Source organism: Streptomyces sp. NPDC057486 (assembly GCF_042802415.1).
In the GTDB taxonomy this organism is placed as follows: Bacteria; Actinomycetota; Actinomycetes; order Streptomycetales; family Streptomycetaceae; genus Streptomyces; species Streptomyces yanii.
This window is the reverse complement of sequence record NZ_JBHVEE010000071.1, coordinates 18675-33394: the sequence shown is the minus strand read 5'-3', so window position 1 is coordinate 33394 and position 14720 is coordinate 18675. Positions and strand designations below refer to the sequence as shown.

Here is a 14720-nt window from a genome sequence, read left to right as displayed (position 1 = left end):
GATCGCCCCGGAGAACCCTTCGGCGGGCGATCGGAGGAGACACACCCATGAGGTTCGGCGCGAGGCTCGCTCTCGCCGTCATCACCCTCGCCGTCACAGCCACCGCTTGCGGCACCCCGCAGGGCAGCGGTTCGCGGTCGCACACCACCGCGGACTGCGGACTGTACGCCCGGTACGGCAAGCACCCCGGCACCAAGGTCACCGTCTACGCGGAGAACCGGGACCGGGAGGCCGACCTGTTCGAAGAGACCTGGGCGGACTTCGCGGACTGCACGGGAATCGACGTCCAGTACGAGGGGGACGGGGAGTTCGAGGCCCAGATCCAGCTCCGGGTCGACGGCGGGAGTGCGCCTGACGTGGCGTTCTTCCCGCAGCCCGGACTCCTGGAACGCTTCGCGCGGGCAGGGAAGCTCAAGCCCGTGAGCGCCGGGGTCGCGGCCCTCGCGAAGCAGGGCTGGTCGGCGGACTGGAACAGCTACGCGACCGTGAACGGCACCCTCTACGGCACGCCGCTGGTCGCGAACGTGAAGTCGTTCGTCTGGTACTCCCCGAAGTTCTTCCGCGACAGGGGACTGAGCGTCCCCCGCACGTGGTCCGAGCTGATGGCCGTGCCGGAGAAGGTCGCGGCGTCGGGCGTCAAGCCGTGGTGCGCGGGCATCGAGTCCGCCGAGGCGACCGGCTGGCCCGTGACGGACTGGATCGAGGACGTCCTGCTGCGCCAGCAGGGCGCGGACGTCTACGACCAGTGGGTCGCCCACGAGATCCCGTTCAATGATCCGCGTGTGATCAAGGCCATGGACACCGTGGGGTCCATCCTCAAGAACGACCGGTTCGCCAACGGCGGTTTCGGTCCGGCCCGGTCGATGGCGTCGATCTCCTTCCAGGAGGCCGGCACACCGATTCTCTCCGGCGACTGTGCGATGCACCGCCAGGCCTCGTTCTATGCCGATCTGTGGCCGGAGGGCACCGAGATCGGACCGGACAAGGACGTCTTCGCCTTCCTCCTGCCGGGGGCCGACCCGGCCAGCCGCCCCGTACTGGGCGGTGGGGTGTTCACCGCGGCGTTCGCCGACCGTCCCGAAGTGCGGGCGTTCCAGGAGTATCTGGCCTCCGCGGACTTCGCGAACGCGCGTATGAAGAAGGGCCCGTTCGTCTCGGCGAACAGGGGCGTGGATCCGGCGAACGCCGCGACCCCGGTCGACAGGCTCTCGATCCAGCTGCTCCAGGATCCCAGGACACAGTTCAGGTTCGACGGTTCGGACCTGATGCCGGCGTCGGTCGGCGCAGGGACGTTCTGGAAGGGAGCCGTCGACTGGATCGGCGGCGCGAGCACCCGTCAGGTCGCCGACTCCATCGAACGGTCCTGGCCGAGCCACTGATGTCGTTCGACGTCGTCGCCCAGCAGCCCAAGCTGCTGTACCTGCTCCAGGGCGTCGCCGCCTTCGCGGCGCTGGTCTCCCTGATCCTGCTGGCGCTGCACCGGGGGCCGGTACGGAGGAGGGCCGCGGCCCTGATCCTGCTGGCCCCCGCGCTGCTGCTGCTCACGGTCGGTCTTCTCCTGCCCGGTCTGCGCACCCTGGTGCTGTCGTTCACCGACAGCGGGGGCGACGCGTGGGCCGGCTTCGACAACTACGTGTGGATGGTCACCGACCCCCGGGCACTGGTGGCGCTGCGCAACACCCTGGCGTGGGTGGTGCTCGTGCCGCTGACGGCCACCACGGTCGGTCTGCTCTACGCGGCGGCCGTCGTACGGTCGCGGTTCAGAGCGTTCGCGCTGTCCCTCGTCCTGATGCCGATGGCGATCTCCTTCGTCGGCGCGGGTGTCGTCTGGAAGTTCGTCTACGCCTACCGCCCCGAGGCGGCCGGGCAGATCGGGCTGCTGAACCAGCTCGTCGTCGCGTTCGGCGGCGAACCGCGGCAATGGCTCGTGGACTCTCCCTGGAACGTCCTGTTCCTCATCGTGGCCATGGTGTGGACGCAGGCGGGCTTCGCGGCCGTCCTGCTGGCCGGCGCGATCAGGGCCGTTCCCGGTGAGCTGACCGAGGCGGCCCTACTCGACGGTGCGTCCCCCCGGCAGATCTTCTGGCGGATCACCATGCCGTCGATCAGACCCACGCTGCTCGTCGTGGTCCTCGCCCAGGCGATCGGCACCTTCAAGGCCTTCGACATCGTCAAGACCATGACCGGCGGACAGTTCGACACGGGCGTCATCGCCCACGAGATGTACGACCAGGCCTTCCGCTACGGCGAGACGGGCCGTGGCGCGGCGCTCACGGTGCTCCTCTTCGTCCTCGTCACCCCCTTCGTCGCCCACCAGGTCCGGGCGCAAAGGAGGACAGGGTGAACGGCGTCCGGGAGCGTCTGGCCTCCCGCGCCTTCACGTCGATCGCCGTGGTGATCGCGGTCCTCTGGACGACACCGACCCTCGGTCTCCTGCTCTCCTCGTTCCGCCCCGAGGAGGAGATCAAGACGACGGGCTGGTGGACCGTGCTCGGTACGCCGCACCTCACGCTCGACAACTACGGCGAGGTGCTGTCCGGCGGCGGGAACGGGCCGGGGCGGCTCGCGGAGTACTTCGTCAACTCCGTCGTCATCACCCTTCCCTCGGTGCTGTTCCCGCTCGTCCTGGCCTTCTTCGCGGCGTACGCCCTGGCCTGGATCGACTTCAGGGGGCGCGACGCGCTCGTCGTCGGCATCTTCGCGCTCCAGGTCGTGCCGCTCCAGATGGCGCTCGTCCCTCTCCTGAAGCTCTTCTCCCAGGGCTGGCTGTTCCTGCCCGCGTGGCACCTCACCGGTCCCGCGCGGTTCGGCCAGCTCTGGTTCGCCCACACGGTCTTCGCGCTGCCGTTCGCGGTGTTCCTCCTGCACAACTTCCTGGCAGGGCTGCCCCGGGACCTGATCGAGGCCGCCCGCGTCGACGGCGCGTCGCACGGGACGCTGCTGCTCCGGATCGTGCTGCCCCTGGCCCGCCCGGCCCTGGTCACCTTCGCCATCATCCAGTTCATCTGGGTGTGGAACGACCTCCTCGTGGCACTGACACTGTCGGGCGGAACGGCCGAGACCGCGCCGATGACGGTCAGACTGGCGAGCCTGGCCGGGACGTACGGCAACGAGTGGCAGCGGCTCACCGCAGGAGCCTTCGTGGTGGCGTTCGTCCCGCTGCTCGTCTTCTTCTCCCTCCGGCGGCACTTCGCACGGGGACTGCTCGCCGGATCGGTCAAGGGATGAGCCCCGACCGGACTGAGGGAGAAGTTGTGGCGGCGCCCGGGAGCGCGGGGCTGAGCCGGCCCGGGCTGCGGGGCCGCGAAGCCGAGCTGGAGCGGCTGCGCGCCCTGGTCGAGGCGGTGCGCGACGGTGAGGGAGGAGCGATCGCGCTGCTCCTGGGCGAGCCCGGGATCGGGAAGACCGTACTGCTGCAGGAGACCGTCTCGATCGCACGGGCCCACGGATTCGTCGTCAGCCATGGACGCGCCGAGGAACTGCACGAGTTGGCACCGCTCGCCTCACTGGCCTCGGGCCTCCTGCACGGTGACCCGCCGCTGCTGTCCAGCACGGACTTCGCGGACCTCGCGGACCACCACGCCCAGCGCATCTGGCTCGTCGAACGGCTGGCCCAGCTGATCGAGGAACGCTCGGCGGGCACGCCCGTACTGATCGCGGTCGACGACGTCCAATGGGCCGACCCGCTGAGCCGGTTCGCCCTGAGTGTCATGCCGGCACGGCTGCTCAGCTCCCCGGTCCTCTGGCTGCTCACGGGCAGGGACGATCCGGAACTGTACGGGCAGGCGCCGCGGACGACGACCCTCCCTCTGCGGCCGCTGTCCGAGACGGCCCTGGCCGAGCTGGCACGCGACGTCCTCGGCGGGGACGTGCCGGCGCAGGTCGAGGAGCTCCTCGACGGGGCGGGCGGCAACCCCTTCCTCGCGGCCGAGATGCTCTCGGGCATCGCGGCGTCGGGCGCGGACGGGCCGGAACCGCCCGAGCGGCTGGTCCTCGGCGTACGTGGCCGACTGGCCGACCTCCGGCCGGACACCCTCCACTTCCTGCGGATCGGCTCGGTCCTCGGCCGCGCGTTCTCGCTCGCGGACGCCGCCGCCCTGTGCGGCCGGCCCGCCTCCGGACTCAGCGCCGAAGTGGACGAGGCGATCGCCGCCGCCCTCCTCCACGACGACGGCGAACGCCTCCTGTTCCGCCACGACCTGCTCCGCCAGGCGGTGTACGCGGACCTCGCCCCCTCCGTACGCCGAGCGCTGCACCGGGAGGCCGGGAGCCGGCTCGTCGCGGCGGGCCGGAGCTCCGTCGACGCGGTCCCGCATCTGCTGAAGAGCGCCGAACCCGGCGACCAGGAGGCGATCGGGCTGCTCGGCACGGCCGCCACGGACGTGATCGCCGTGATGCCCGACCTCGCCGCCGACCTGGCCGTACGTGCCCTGGAACTCGTACCGCCCCATGCGCCCATGGTGTTCGACGTGGGAGAACGGGCCATCGTCGCGCTGACCCGCGCGGGCCGGTACACCCAGGCACGGGATACCGGCGACGCGCTGCTCTCCCGGCAGCCGCCCCTGGACGTCTTCGCCCGTCTGCAGTACGTACTCGGCGACACACTGTGGCACCTCGACGACGTCCACGAGCTGACCCGCCGCTCGACGGCGGCGCTGGCAGCCGTCACCGACCCGGCGATCCGCGCCCGGCTGACCGCCCGGCAGGCCCTGGCCCGCTCCCGCGGCCGCGACCTCGCGGCCGCGCGCGAGGCCGGCGAACGGGCGCTCGCCGAGGCGGAGCGGGCCGGTGACCGGGAGGCCCACGTCCTCGCGCTGTGGGGCCTCGGCGAGATCGCCCTCAACGCGGGCGACTGCGCCGTCGCCGTCGAACACCACACGGCGCTGAGCGTGTTCGACACGGCCTTCCTGCCCGAGGAGGCCGTCGCCCGGATCCACATGGACGACTTCGACACCGTACGGCGACTGCTCCGGACGGCGGGCGACGATCCCCTGCGCCCCGCCATGCTGATCTGGGCCCAGGGAACCCTGAACATGGCGCTTGGCCGGCTCGACGACGCGGACGCCGACCTCGTCACCGCCGAGCGTCTTGAAGCGGACCTCCACGTGCCCGGCAACCTGGTCAACATCCGTGTCAACCGCGGCCTGCTGGCGATGCTGCGCGGCGACCGCGAAGCCGCGCGGGAACACCTGGACGTCGTGAGGGCGGCCGTGGCCGACCGGCCGAACACGGGCAACCACGCCACGCACCAGTACTTCGAGGCCGTCGTCGCCGACGCCGACGGCGACCACGCGGCAGCGGCCGAACTGGTCCGGTCCGTCCAGCGGGACCACCCCTTCCTCCGGTGGCGGCTCCTGCGCCCGCATGTCGTCCAGGCCGTACACATCGCCCTGCGCGGCGGGGACCGGAACCTGGCCGAGGACCTCGCGGCCCAGGCCGCCGAACACGCCGCCCGCAACCCCACCGTGCCGACCGCACAGGGGACGGCCGCCCACGCGTCCGCCCTGGTGAACGGCGACCACGGACTCCTGGAGCGCGCGGTCCGCATCCTCCTCACCGGCCCCCGGCCGCTGCCCCTCGCCGCCGCGTCCGCCGACCTCGGGCGCGCGCTGCTGACCTCGGGCGACGCCGCCGCGACACCCGCCCTGACCAGGGCGCACGACATCTACGCCCAGGCCGGGGCCGACGCCGAGGCCGACCGGGTCCGGGCCGATCTGGAACGGGCCACAAGCCGCCCCGGCCGGCGCACGAGAGGCCTCCGGCCGCGTTCCGGCCAGGGCTGGGACGCGCTCACGGCCTCGGAACGCAAGGTGGCCCGGCTGGTCGCCGCGGGTCACACCAACCGGTCTGCCGCGGAGGCCCTCGTCGTCTCCCCGCACACGGTCAACACCCATCTGGCGTCGATCTTCCGCAAGCTCTCGGTGCGCTCGAGGGTCCACCTGGCCCGGATCGTCCTTGCGGAGGGCGATGCCGGAACAGCCACCGGCGGCTGAGTGACCTCTGCGCCCCCGGGCAAGGTGCTGTGCGCGGTACGACAACAGGAGGTGCAGGACCGGTCCTAGCGTGACGGGCATACCGCGCCGCTTCGACGCGCGGACCGGTCGACCCGAATCGAGGAAGCATCCCCATGCCGTACATCACCGTGGCCCAGGAGAACACCAACCCCGTCGAGTTGTACTTCGAGGACCACGGGGCCGGGCAGCCCGTCGTCCTCATCCACGGCTTCCCGCTCGACGGCCACTCCTGGGAGCGCCAGAGCGCCGCGCTGCTCGACGCCGGCTACCGCGTGATCACGTACGACCGCCGCGGATTCGGGCAGTCCTCCCAGCCGACCACCGGCTACGACTACGACACCTTCGCCGCCGACCTGAACACCGTGATGGAGACCCTCGACCTGAACGACGCCGTCCTGGTCGGCTTCTCCATGGGCACCGGCGAGGTCGCCCGCTACATCTCCACGTACGGCTCCGGCCGCGTCGCCAAGGTCGCCTTCCTGGCCTCGCTCGAGCCCTGCCTGCTCAAGAGCGACGACAACCCGGACGGCGTCGCCCCGAAGGAGTTCTTCGACGGCGTCGTCGCCGCCGTCAAGGCCGACCGCTACGCCTACTACACGGCCTTCTTCAACGACTTCTACAACCTCGACGAGAACCTGGGTACCCGCATCAGCGAGGAGGCCGTCCGCAACAGCTGGAACACCGCAGCCGGCGGCGGCTCCCTCGCCGCGTCCGCCGCGCCGGCGACCTGGTACACCGACTTCCGCGCCGACATCCCCGCCGTCGACGTGCCGGCCCTGATCCTGCACGGCACCGCCGACCGCATCCTGCCGGCCGAGGGCACCGCGCGCCCCTTCCACAAGGCGCTCCCGTCGGCCGACTACGTCGAGATCGAGGGCGCCCCGCACGGTCTGCTGTGGACCCACGCCGAGGAGGTCAACACCGCCCTCCTCGCCTTCCTGGCGAAGTGACGCCCCACCGTTGACCCGCCGAGTGAGGCCGGAGCCCCCGGCGTCACCCCGGCCCCCGGGTTCCCCGGCGCGGGAACCGGACGAGCTCAGGAGAGCAGACACCCCATGCAGTTCGGCATCTTCACCGTCGGGGACGTGACCCCCGACCCCACCAACGGTCGCACTCCGACCGAACGCGAGCGCATCAAGGCGATGGTCGCCATCGCGCTCAAGGCCGAGGAAGTCGGCCTGGACGTCTTCGCGACCGGCGAGCACCACAACCCGCCGTTCGTCCCGTCGTCGCCGACCACCATGCTCGGCTACATCGCCGCCCGCACCGAGAAACTGATCCTGTCCACGTCCACGACGCTGATCACCACGAACGACCCGGTGAAGATCGCCGAGGACTACGCGATGCTCCAGCACCTGGCCGACGGCAGGGTCGACCTGATGATGGGCCGCGGCAACACCGGTCCCGTCTACCCGTGGTTCGGACAGGACATCCGCCAGGGCATCAACCTCGCCAAGGAGAACTACGCCCTGCTGCGCCGGCTGTGGCGCGAGGACGTCGTGGACTGGGAGGGCACGTTCCGTACGCCGCTCCAGGCCTTCACCTCGACACCGCGTCCCCTGGACGGCGTCCCGCCCTTCGTCTGGCACGGATCCATCAGGTCCCCCGAGATCGCGGATCAGGCCGCCTTCTACGGCGACGGCTTCTTCCACAACAACATCTTCTGGCCGGCCGACCACACCAGGCGCATGGTGCAGCTCTACCGGCGCCGGTTCGCGCACCACGGCCACGGCCGGCCGGAGGACGCGATCGTCGGCCTGGGCGGACAGGTCTTCATGCGCAAGAACTCCCAGGACGCCGTACGGGAGTTCCGTCCCTACTTCGACAACGCGCCGGTGTACGGCCACGGCCCGTCGCTCGAGGACTTCACCGAGCAGACCCCGCTGACGGTGGGCTCTCCCCAGCAGGTCATCGAGCGGACCCTGTCGTTCCGGGAGACCGTCGGCGACTACCAGCGCCAGCTGTTCCTGATGGACCACGCGGGCCTGCCCCTGAAGACCGTCCTCGAACAGCTCGACATCCTCGGCGAAGAGGTCGTGCCCGTGCTGCGGAGGGAATTCGCGAAGGGACGTCCGGCCGACGTGCCGGAGGCCCCCACGCACGCGTCGCTCCGCGCCGTCCGGGAGGTGTCCGCCGCATGAAGCTGATCGTCGTCTCCGCGGGGCTGAGCACCCCCTCCTCCACCCGCCTGCTCGCGGACCGGCTGGCCGAATCGGCCCGCGACGAACTCGCCGCCCGGGGGCAGGCGCCGTCGACCGAGGTCGTGGAGCTGCGCGAACTGGCCGGCGACATCGCCAACCATCTCGTGACCGGATTTCCACCGCCGCGACTGAGCGCCGCGATCGACGCGGTGACGACGGCCGACGGCCTGATCGTCGTGACCCCCGTGTTCGCGGCCTCCTACAGCGGTCTCTTCAAGTCCTTCTTCGACGTGATCGACCCGGACGCACTCACCGGGAAGCCGGTCCTGATCGCGGCGACGGGTGGCACCGCCCGCCACTCCCTGGTCCTGGAGCACGCCGTGCGCCCGCTCTTTGCCTATCTCCGCGCCGTCGTCGTCCCCACCGCCGTGTTCGCGGCCTCCGAGGACTGGGGCTCGGGGGGAGACGAGTACACCGACGGCCTGCCCGGCCGCGTCCGCCGCGCGGGCGTCGAGCTCGCCACGCTCATGGCGGCGCGCCCGGTCGGCGAAGGGCCCGAGGACGACGTCACCGTCCTCGAACGGCAACTCGCCGACCTGCGCTTCGACTGAGACGGGCCCGTGGGCCGGGCGACGGCAGGGTGGTTCATATGGTTCATACTGTTCCGCCGTATGAGCGTGAACAGTATGACGACAAGGACCGTGCCCGAGGAATTCGACGGTGTACGGACGCCCCTCCGCGGCAGGGACGCCGAACTGGCGTTCATCAAGGCGCGGCTCGACACGCTCGACCGGGGCGAAGGCGGGATCATCCGCGTCGAAGGCCCCGCCGGCATCGGCAGGTCCAGGGTCCTCGCGGAGGCCGCGGCAGCCGCGAGACGGCGCGGGACGAGGGTGCTCGAGGGAGCGGCGGACCCGGACGAACAATTCGTGCCGCTCGGCCCGCTCCTCGACGGCGTGCTCGCCGGCAAGGGGCCGCTGTCGGGCGCCGTCCGTGTCCGGGACCTCGCCACGACACCCGGCCAGCGGTTCTGGTTGCTCCAGGAGCTGGGGGACCGCCTGCGGGAGACGGTTCGAAAGGGACCCCTGCTCGTCGTCCTCGACGACCTTCAGTGGTGCGACGACCTGACCCTCCTCACCTTCCACACCCTCGCGGCCGGACTCTCGTCGCACGCCATCCTGTGGCTGGTCGCCGTGCGCAGCGGCAGCGTGCCGTCGGGAGTGCGCACCACCCTGGACAGGATCCGGCAGGCAGGTGCACACGAGCTGGCCCTTGGCGCGCTGGGGGACCGGGCGACCGCGCAGATCACCGAGGACGTCCTGGGCGCCCCTCCCGACCCGGACGTCCTCCGCGTCGCCCGCCGCGCCGAGGGGGTGCCGCAACTGCTGGTCGAGCTGATCGGCTCGCTGCGGGAGGACGCCGCGGTGACGATCGCGAACGGCATGGCCAGGCTGTCCGCCGGACCCCCGGCCCCACGGGTACTTCCCTCCGTCGTGCGCCGCCTCGACCAGCTGTCGGACGAGGCCCGGGAGTTGGTGCGGACGGCGGCTGCCATGGGCGGCCCGGTCACCGTCGCGCAACTCGCCGAACTGCTCGGCAGGTCCTCCGCGGCACTCATCACGGCGGTCCAGGAATCCCTCGACGCCGATCTGCTCGCCGAGAGCGGCGATCGCCTCGCCTTTCGTCAGGATCTGATCCGCGAGGCGGTCGAAGCCGGCCTCCCTCTGTCCCTGCGCCAGGCCCTTCGCCGGCAGACCGGCGGACTGCCGCCGGGGAGAGCACCGGCTGATGCGGCGCAGGTCGAGAGGACGGCACCGGGAGACGCCGCGGAGGCCGACCGGCTGCGCACCGAAGCGGCGGAACTCGCGGCCACCGCTCCCGGACCCGCCGCGGAGCGCAGCCTCAAGGCCCTGGAGCTCACCGCGGCGGACGCTCCGGAGCGGCCGCGGATCATCGCCGAGGCGATCCCGCTGCTCTGGCAGACGGGCCGGGCCGCCCAGGCGCGTGAGCTGGGGGCCTCCGCCCTGGCGGCCGGCGGTCTCGGACCCGAGGGCGAGGCGCTCATGCGCCTCGCCCTGGCACGCCTCGCCGTACAGTTCGACTTCTCCGAGGCCGTCCGGCAGGCCCGCGCCGGGGCGGAACTGCCCGGGATCTCCGTGACCGTGAGGGGGCGGCTGCTCGCCATGCTCGCCGTCGGCCTGTCGATGTCGGGCGAACACGCGGCGGCCGAGGAGGTCGCCGCGGAGGCGTGGGAGACCGCGGCGGCGGCGGGGGACCGCACCGCCGAGGCCACGCTGACGACGGTCCGCTCGGCGGTCAGTTTCCACCGCATGGACCTGGCCGAGGCGTTCCGGCAGGCCGAGCGGTCCGCCGCGCTGGCCGACGCACTGGGCGTCAGCACCTCGCTGTGGGTGCCGGAGGCCTTGTGGCACGCTCTCCTGTCGAACACCACCGGACGCACCGCGGAGGCGCTCGCCGTCGCGGAGGAGGGCATCCGTATCACCAGGGAGCAGGGCCGGACGGCCGCCACCCGCATATGGCTCATGACCCGCACCCGCATCCTTCTGGAAACCGGACGGCTGTCGGACGCCCGCGCCGACGCCGAAGCCGCGTCCCCGGCGGCCGACGATCCCGGCCCGGGCAACCTCGCCGACGTCACGCTCCGGTACGTGATGCTGCGCGTCGCCCTCCACACCGGTGACCGGCAGACCGCAGAAGCGTACGCGGCGGAGGCGAGGCGCATGCGGAGCGACGGTGCACCCGTCGTCCGGCACTTCGGCACCTGGATGCTGGCGCTGATGGCCGACTTCGAAGGCCGGCCCGACCGTGCCATGGCCGAACTCGACGAGGTGATGACGTCACCCGCCGCGGACCGGCCCGCCTACGCCGGCTTGATCGACCCCGCCGACGCCCCGGTGCTCGTCCGTATGGCGCTGCGCGCAGGCAGGCACGAACGGGCCGCGCAGGCGGTCGCCCTGGCCGAGAAGCGAGCCGTCCTCAACCCCGAGCTCACGTTCCTCGCCGCCACCGCCGCGCACGCCCGGGGGCTCCTCGACAACGACCTCGCCTCCCTCGTGCGCGCCGTCCGGCTGTACGAGGACTGCCCTCGGGTGCTGGCCCGGGCGTCGGCGCTGGAGGACGCCGGACGCAAGCTCGCGGCCACCCGTAAGTCCGAGGCGGTGCCGTTCTTCGAGACGGCCCTCGCGCTCTACGCGCGAGCGGGCGCCGAACGGGACGTCGCACGCGTCCGTCGGCGCCTGCGGGCCGCCGCCGTCCGCCGCCGGCCCTCGACGTCCGGACTCTCCGATGCATGGCCCGAGCTGACGGCCGCGGAGCTACGGGTGGTACGGCCCGTGGCCCGAGGGCTGACCAACCAGCAGGTGGCCGAGCACCTCTCCCTCTCACCGCACACGGTGAGCTCGCACCTGCGCCGGGCCTTCACCAAGCTGGACGTCACCTCGCGCGCCGAGCTGACCCGGCTGGTGAAGCATCGTGACAGCGGAGAGTAGTTGCTTCGTATCCCACGTGGGCGTCGTGGCAATGGACGATTCATGCGATGTGCGGGCGTCGTCGTTGCCTCAGACTGATCAAGAACCGCGGAATGCAGAAGTCCGCGGGGAACAGTTGACCGAACAGCGCATGACCGTAAGGCTCTGGCGAGCCCGCCCCGGCAGCCCCGAGCTCCAGGCACTCGTCGACGAGCTCGCGGAGCGGCTCGGCCGGTCCGTCGCCGCCTGCGCGAATCCACGGCTTGGAATCCCCATGACCCTCCCACTGATGTCACATGCGCCCGAACGGGCGCGACGGCAAGCGCCCGATCCGGCCTCGCCCTCCTCCCACTCGGGTTGGCTGGTCCAGATTCTTTCCGAGATGCCGGACACGAACGACCGGAACCACGTCTACCTCGGCGTCCATGTCCGTGGGCCCGTCACCGTCGTCCACGAGCGTGCCAGGACCCTGTTGGAGCCGAACGACCTGGTCTTCTGTGACCCGGCCCGACGGCACCTGCTGCAGTTCGGCGAAGACTGCCAGATGATCTTCTTCCGGGTGCCCCGCTGCTATCTGGGCGTCACGGAGTCGGAACTGAACCAGGTGCTTGGCGTACCCGTACGCGGCGGGGAGGGGATCGGGGCGCTGGCGTCCGACTTCCTGACCGCGCTCGCCGCCAAGGCGGAGTTCCGCCGGTCCACGATCGGGGACCGGCGTGCCCGGACGGCCGTACATCTTCTCTCCGTCCTGGTCATGGAGCTCCTCGAAGCGGACACGACGGACGAGGCCGACGACGCGTCCGGGGCCGTCAACGAGATGCTGTCCCGTATCCACGCCCACATCGAAGAACATCTGATGGACCCGGACCTCTCACCGGAGTCGATCGCACGCGCCCACCACATCTCCGTCCGGTACCTGCAGAAGCTCTTCCAGAACGACGGCAGCACGGTGAGCCAATGGGTGCGGCAGCGCAGGCTCGAGTTCTGCCGGCTCGAGCTGGGCCGCTCCAACCGGAGAATCACCATGGCCGCGGTGGCACACCGCTGGGGCTTCAGCAGCCCCTCGCACTTCAGCCGCACGTTCCGCGGGGCCTACGGCATGAGCCCCAGCGAATGGCAGGCGCTGGCGACCTCGGCCTTCGCGACGACGACTGCCGGCACGCAGGATGAGCGAAGGCGCTGAGACGCGTGTGCGCTGTGATGACAGCGCGGATGCGCGCATGTACAAGAGGTGCCACTTCCACGGCTCTGCCGTGAGTAACAGTTGCACGGACCTCTTGCCGAATTCCGGGCCGCGTCCTGACCGCCGTGACGACGCCCCACACGTGGCCCGACACCGAGAAGAGAACTCGCAGGACCAACCCCACCGTCGTCCTCGTGCACGGTGCTGGCAGTACCTGGATCTGGGCCCGGCCGTGACGGACGTAGCCGATGCCGCCCGGCAGATCCGTCTCGTCTGCGCCACCTACGGCCGGTTCGACCCCGGCACAGTCGTGGACACCGTCGTGTGGTGGCAGGATCGATGCCGGCGAGGGATCGAGGCGGGGGCCGAGCGCGGGGAGCCGGCGATGATGCGTCTGAGACAGCAAGGCGTGCCCGACGCCATCCGTGCCGCCCGTGACTGGGTGGCGAACCGCCGTCTGGAACTGGCCGGCTGCACCTCCTGATCATTCAGCCTCGATCCACCGCGTGAATGGTGGCCTAAGGGCTGTCCCGTAATCCCTGGTGGATCAGCGCGCGGCGTCAGATGCGGTGCATCGCAAGGCGGAGGACCGTCCTCATACTGGGTGTATTCGGGCGTTCCGACAACGCAGCGAGGTGCCGTAGCTGTCGTCGTGCGCCCGCCAGGGATTACGGGACAGCCCTTAGCAGGCGCGTGTCTCGCGGAGCGTCTGGGAGAGGGCGGATGCTGAGGAGGGTTTCGGTGTGGTGCTTTCGTCGAGGGTCGTGTCGATCGCCTCGGCGAGCCGTCGGGGTAGTGACGGCAGTCGGTCCCGCACCGGTACGGGTGGCTCGCGCAGCACCACGGCGACCGGGTCCGCGCCGGGCGGGAAGTCGCGTGGTGTGCTGCCCGTCAGCATCCAGTACAGACAGGCCGTGACGGCCCACAGGTCGACGTCCGGCCGCGCGTACTTGTAGTCGATGAGCTGGCGGCGCGGCATGAAGGCGACGCTGCCGCCGACTGCGCCGGTGTGGGTACGCCCGGACAGGCCCGCCAGGTCGAAGGCCTTGGCGAGCCCGAAGTCGCCGACCTTCAGCACCCGCCGCCGGGCGGGCCCGGTGAGCAGCAGGTTCTGTGGCTTGATGTCACGGTGCACCAGCCCGCGCCCGATCGCCGTCGCCCCGTCGGCGAGCCGCACCGGGATCGGCGCCTGGTGGGCGTGGGCGAGCCCGTCGAGGGCCTGGAGCACCAGCGGCACGGCCTCGTCGACGGGGAGCCGTCCGCCGCGCCGCACCACCAGGTCGGCGACGCTGCCTCCCGCGCAGTACTCGCAGACCAGGCAGAGGGCGCCGTCCGGAGCGGCGCTGCTGTGGAAGCGGACGATGTGCGGGTGCCGTAGCGCCTTGACGCAGTCCATCTCGCGCCGGAAGGCGTCGCGGGCGGCGGGGTCGACGCGGCACTGCGGGATCAGCGTCTTCACGGCGACGAGCCTGCCCGACTCCGTGTGCCGGGCCAGCCGCACCACGCCCTGCCCGCCGCTGCCCAGCTCGCGCACGGTCCGCAGACCGGGGACGGGTTCGGGGCGGGGTCCGGCGCCGAGGACGACGCGCACCGTCACGCCGCCGAGGCGCAGTTCGTCGCCGTCTGCCAACCGGCGCTCGCCGCCCAGCCGTTCGCCGTTGACACGGGTGCCGTTGTGGCTGCCCAGGTCGCGGACATACGCGTCCGGCGGCCGGACCTCCACCCGGCAGTGCCGACGGGAGACCTTGCGCTGCTCGGACGCGACGCGGATCCGGCACTCCCGGCCACGCCCGAGCAGGAACGTGTCAGGGCCCTCGAAGACGTACTCCTCGGTGATCTCCGCGCCATCGTCCGCGCGGCCGGTGGTGACCAGCATCGCCAGGGACCACGGCAC

At 71.5% G+C, this 14720-nt stretch carries 11 protein-coding genes; 10 read left to right on the top strand and 1 reads right to left on the bottom strand.

Translation table 11 applies throughout. The annotated features are described in order from the left end of the window. Nucleotides 1–47 precede the first annotated feature (47 nt). The 10 genes from ACFU6I_RS28675 (at nucleotide 48) to ACFU6I_RS28630 (ending at nucleotide 13310) form a co-directional block, all read left to right on the top strand. Entirely contained in the window at nucleotides 48–1379 is a 1332-nt protein-coding gene (locus ACFU6I_RS28675; protein WP_384371892.1) for an ABC transporter substrate-binding protein, read from the top strand. Next, nucleotides 1379–2344: a carbohydrate ABC transporter permease gene (locus ACFU6I_RS28670; RefSeq protein ID WP_384371890.1), complete on the top strand. Its 966-nt coding sequence runs from the start codon at nucleotides 1379–1381 to the stop codon at nucleotides 2342–2344. The genes ACFU6I_RS28675 and ACFU6I_RS28670 overlap by 1 nt, the downstream gene beginning before the upstream one ends. Beyond that, nucleotides 2341–3228, top strand: a complete 888-nt coding sequence (locus tag ACFU6I_RS28665) for a carbohydrate ABC transporter permease (RefSeq protein WP_384371888.1) — start codon at nucleotides 2341–2343, stop codon at nucleotides 3226–3228. Before ACFU6I_RS28670 ends, ACFU6I_RS28665 begins: the two co-directional genes overlap by 4 nt. Beyond that, a complete protein-coding gene (locus ACFU6I_RS28660) occupies nucleotides 3225–5993 on the top strand; it encodes an ATP-binding protein (protein WP_384371886.1) in 2769 nt (922 codons plus the stop codon). The genes ACFU6I_RS28665 and ACFU6I_RS28660 overlap by 4 nt, the downstream gene beginning before the upstream one ends. 134 nt (nucleotides 5994–6127) lie before the next feature. Beyond that, nucleotides 6128–6964, top strand: a complete 837-nt coding sequence (locus tag ACFU6I_RS28655; RefSeq protein ID WP_384371884.1) for an alpha/beta fold hydrolase — start codon at nucleotides 6128–6130, stop codon at nucleotides 6962–6964. A 105-nt stretch (nucleotides 6965–7069) separates the two neighbouring features. Then, nucleotides 7070–8155, top strand: coding sequence for an LLM class flavin-dependent oxidoreductase (locus tag ACFU6I_RS28650; protein ID WP_384371882.1), 1086 nt, complete (start codon nucleotides 7070–7072; stop codon nucleotides 8153–8155). Continuing rightward, complete coding sequence (locus ACFU6I_RS28645) at nucleotides 8152–8766, top strand: FMN reductase (RefSeq protein ID WP_384371880.1); 615 nt, start codon at nucleotides 8152–8154, stop codon at nucleotides 8764–8766. The genes ACFU6I_RS28650 and ACFU6I_RS28645 overlap by 4 nt, the downstream gene beginning before the upstream one ends. A gap of 60 nt (nucleotides 8767–8826) precedes the next feature. Then, nucleotides 8827–11664, top strand: coding sequence for an AAA family ATPase (locus tag ACFU6I_RS28640; protein ID WP_384371878.1), 2838 nt, complete (start codon nucleotides 8827–8829; stop codon nucleotides 11662–11664). Between the two features lie 130 nt (nucleotides 11665–11794). Beyond that, entirely contained in the window at nucleotides 11795–12826 is a 1032-nt protein-coding gene (locus ACFU6I_RS28635) for a helix-turn-helix domain-containing protein (protein ID WP_384371876.1), read from the top strand. A gap of 232 nt (nucleotides 12827–13058) precedes the next feature. After that, a complete protein-coding gene (locus ACFU6I_RS28630) occupies nucleotides 13059–13310 on the top strand; it encodes a hypothetical protein (protein WP_384371874.1) in 252 nt (83 codons plus the stop codon). Nucleotides 13311–13508: 198 nt separating this feature from the next. Here ACFU6I_RS28630 and ACFU6I_RS28625 read toward each other — a convergent pair whose 3' ends face one another. Continuing rightward, entirely contained in the window at nucleotides 13509–14720 is a 1212-nt protein-coding gene (locus ACFU6I_RS28625; protein ID WP_384371872.1) for a protein kinase, read from the bottom strand.

Excerpts from the sequence above, each read along its gene's own strand:
- ACFU6I_RS28675 (WP_384371892.1), top strand. The coding sequence starts at position 48 with ATGAGGTTCGGCGCGAGGCTCGCTCTCGCCGTCATCACCCTCGCCGTC.
- ACFU6I_RS28670 (WP_384371890.1), top strand. The coding sequence starts at position 1,379 with ATGTCGTTCGACGTCGTCGCCCAGCAGCCCAAGCTGCTGTACCTGCTC.
- ACFU6I_RS28660 (WP_384371886.1), top strand. The coding sequence starts at position 3,225 with ATGAGCCCCGACCGGACTGAGGGAGAAGTTGTGGCGGCGCCCGGGAGC.
- ACFU6I_RS28655 (WP_384371884.1), top strand. The coding sequence starts at position 6,128 with ATGCCGTACATCACCGTGGCCCAGGAGAACACCAACCCCGTCGAGTTG.
- ACFU6I_RS28650 (WP_384371882.1), top strand. The coding sequence starts at position 7,070 with ATGCAGTTCGGCATCTTCACCGTCGGGGACGTGACCCCCGACCCCACC.
- ACFU6I_RS28645 (WP_384371880.1), top strand. The coding sequence starts at position 8,152 with ATGAAGCTGATCGTCGTCTCCGCGGGGCTGAGCACCCCCTCCTCCACC.
- ACFU6I_RS28640 (WP_384371878.1), top strand. The coding sequence starts at position 8,827 with ATGAGCGTGAACAGTATGACGACAAGGACCGTGCCCGAGGAATTCGAC.
- ACFU6I_RS28635 (WP_384371876.1), top strand. The coding sequence starts at position 11,795 with ATGACCGTAAGGCTCTGGCGAGCCCGCCCCGGCAGCCCCGAGCTCCAG.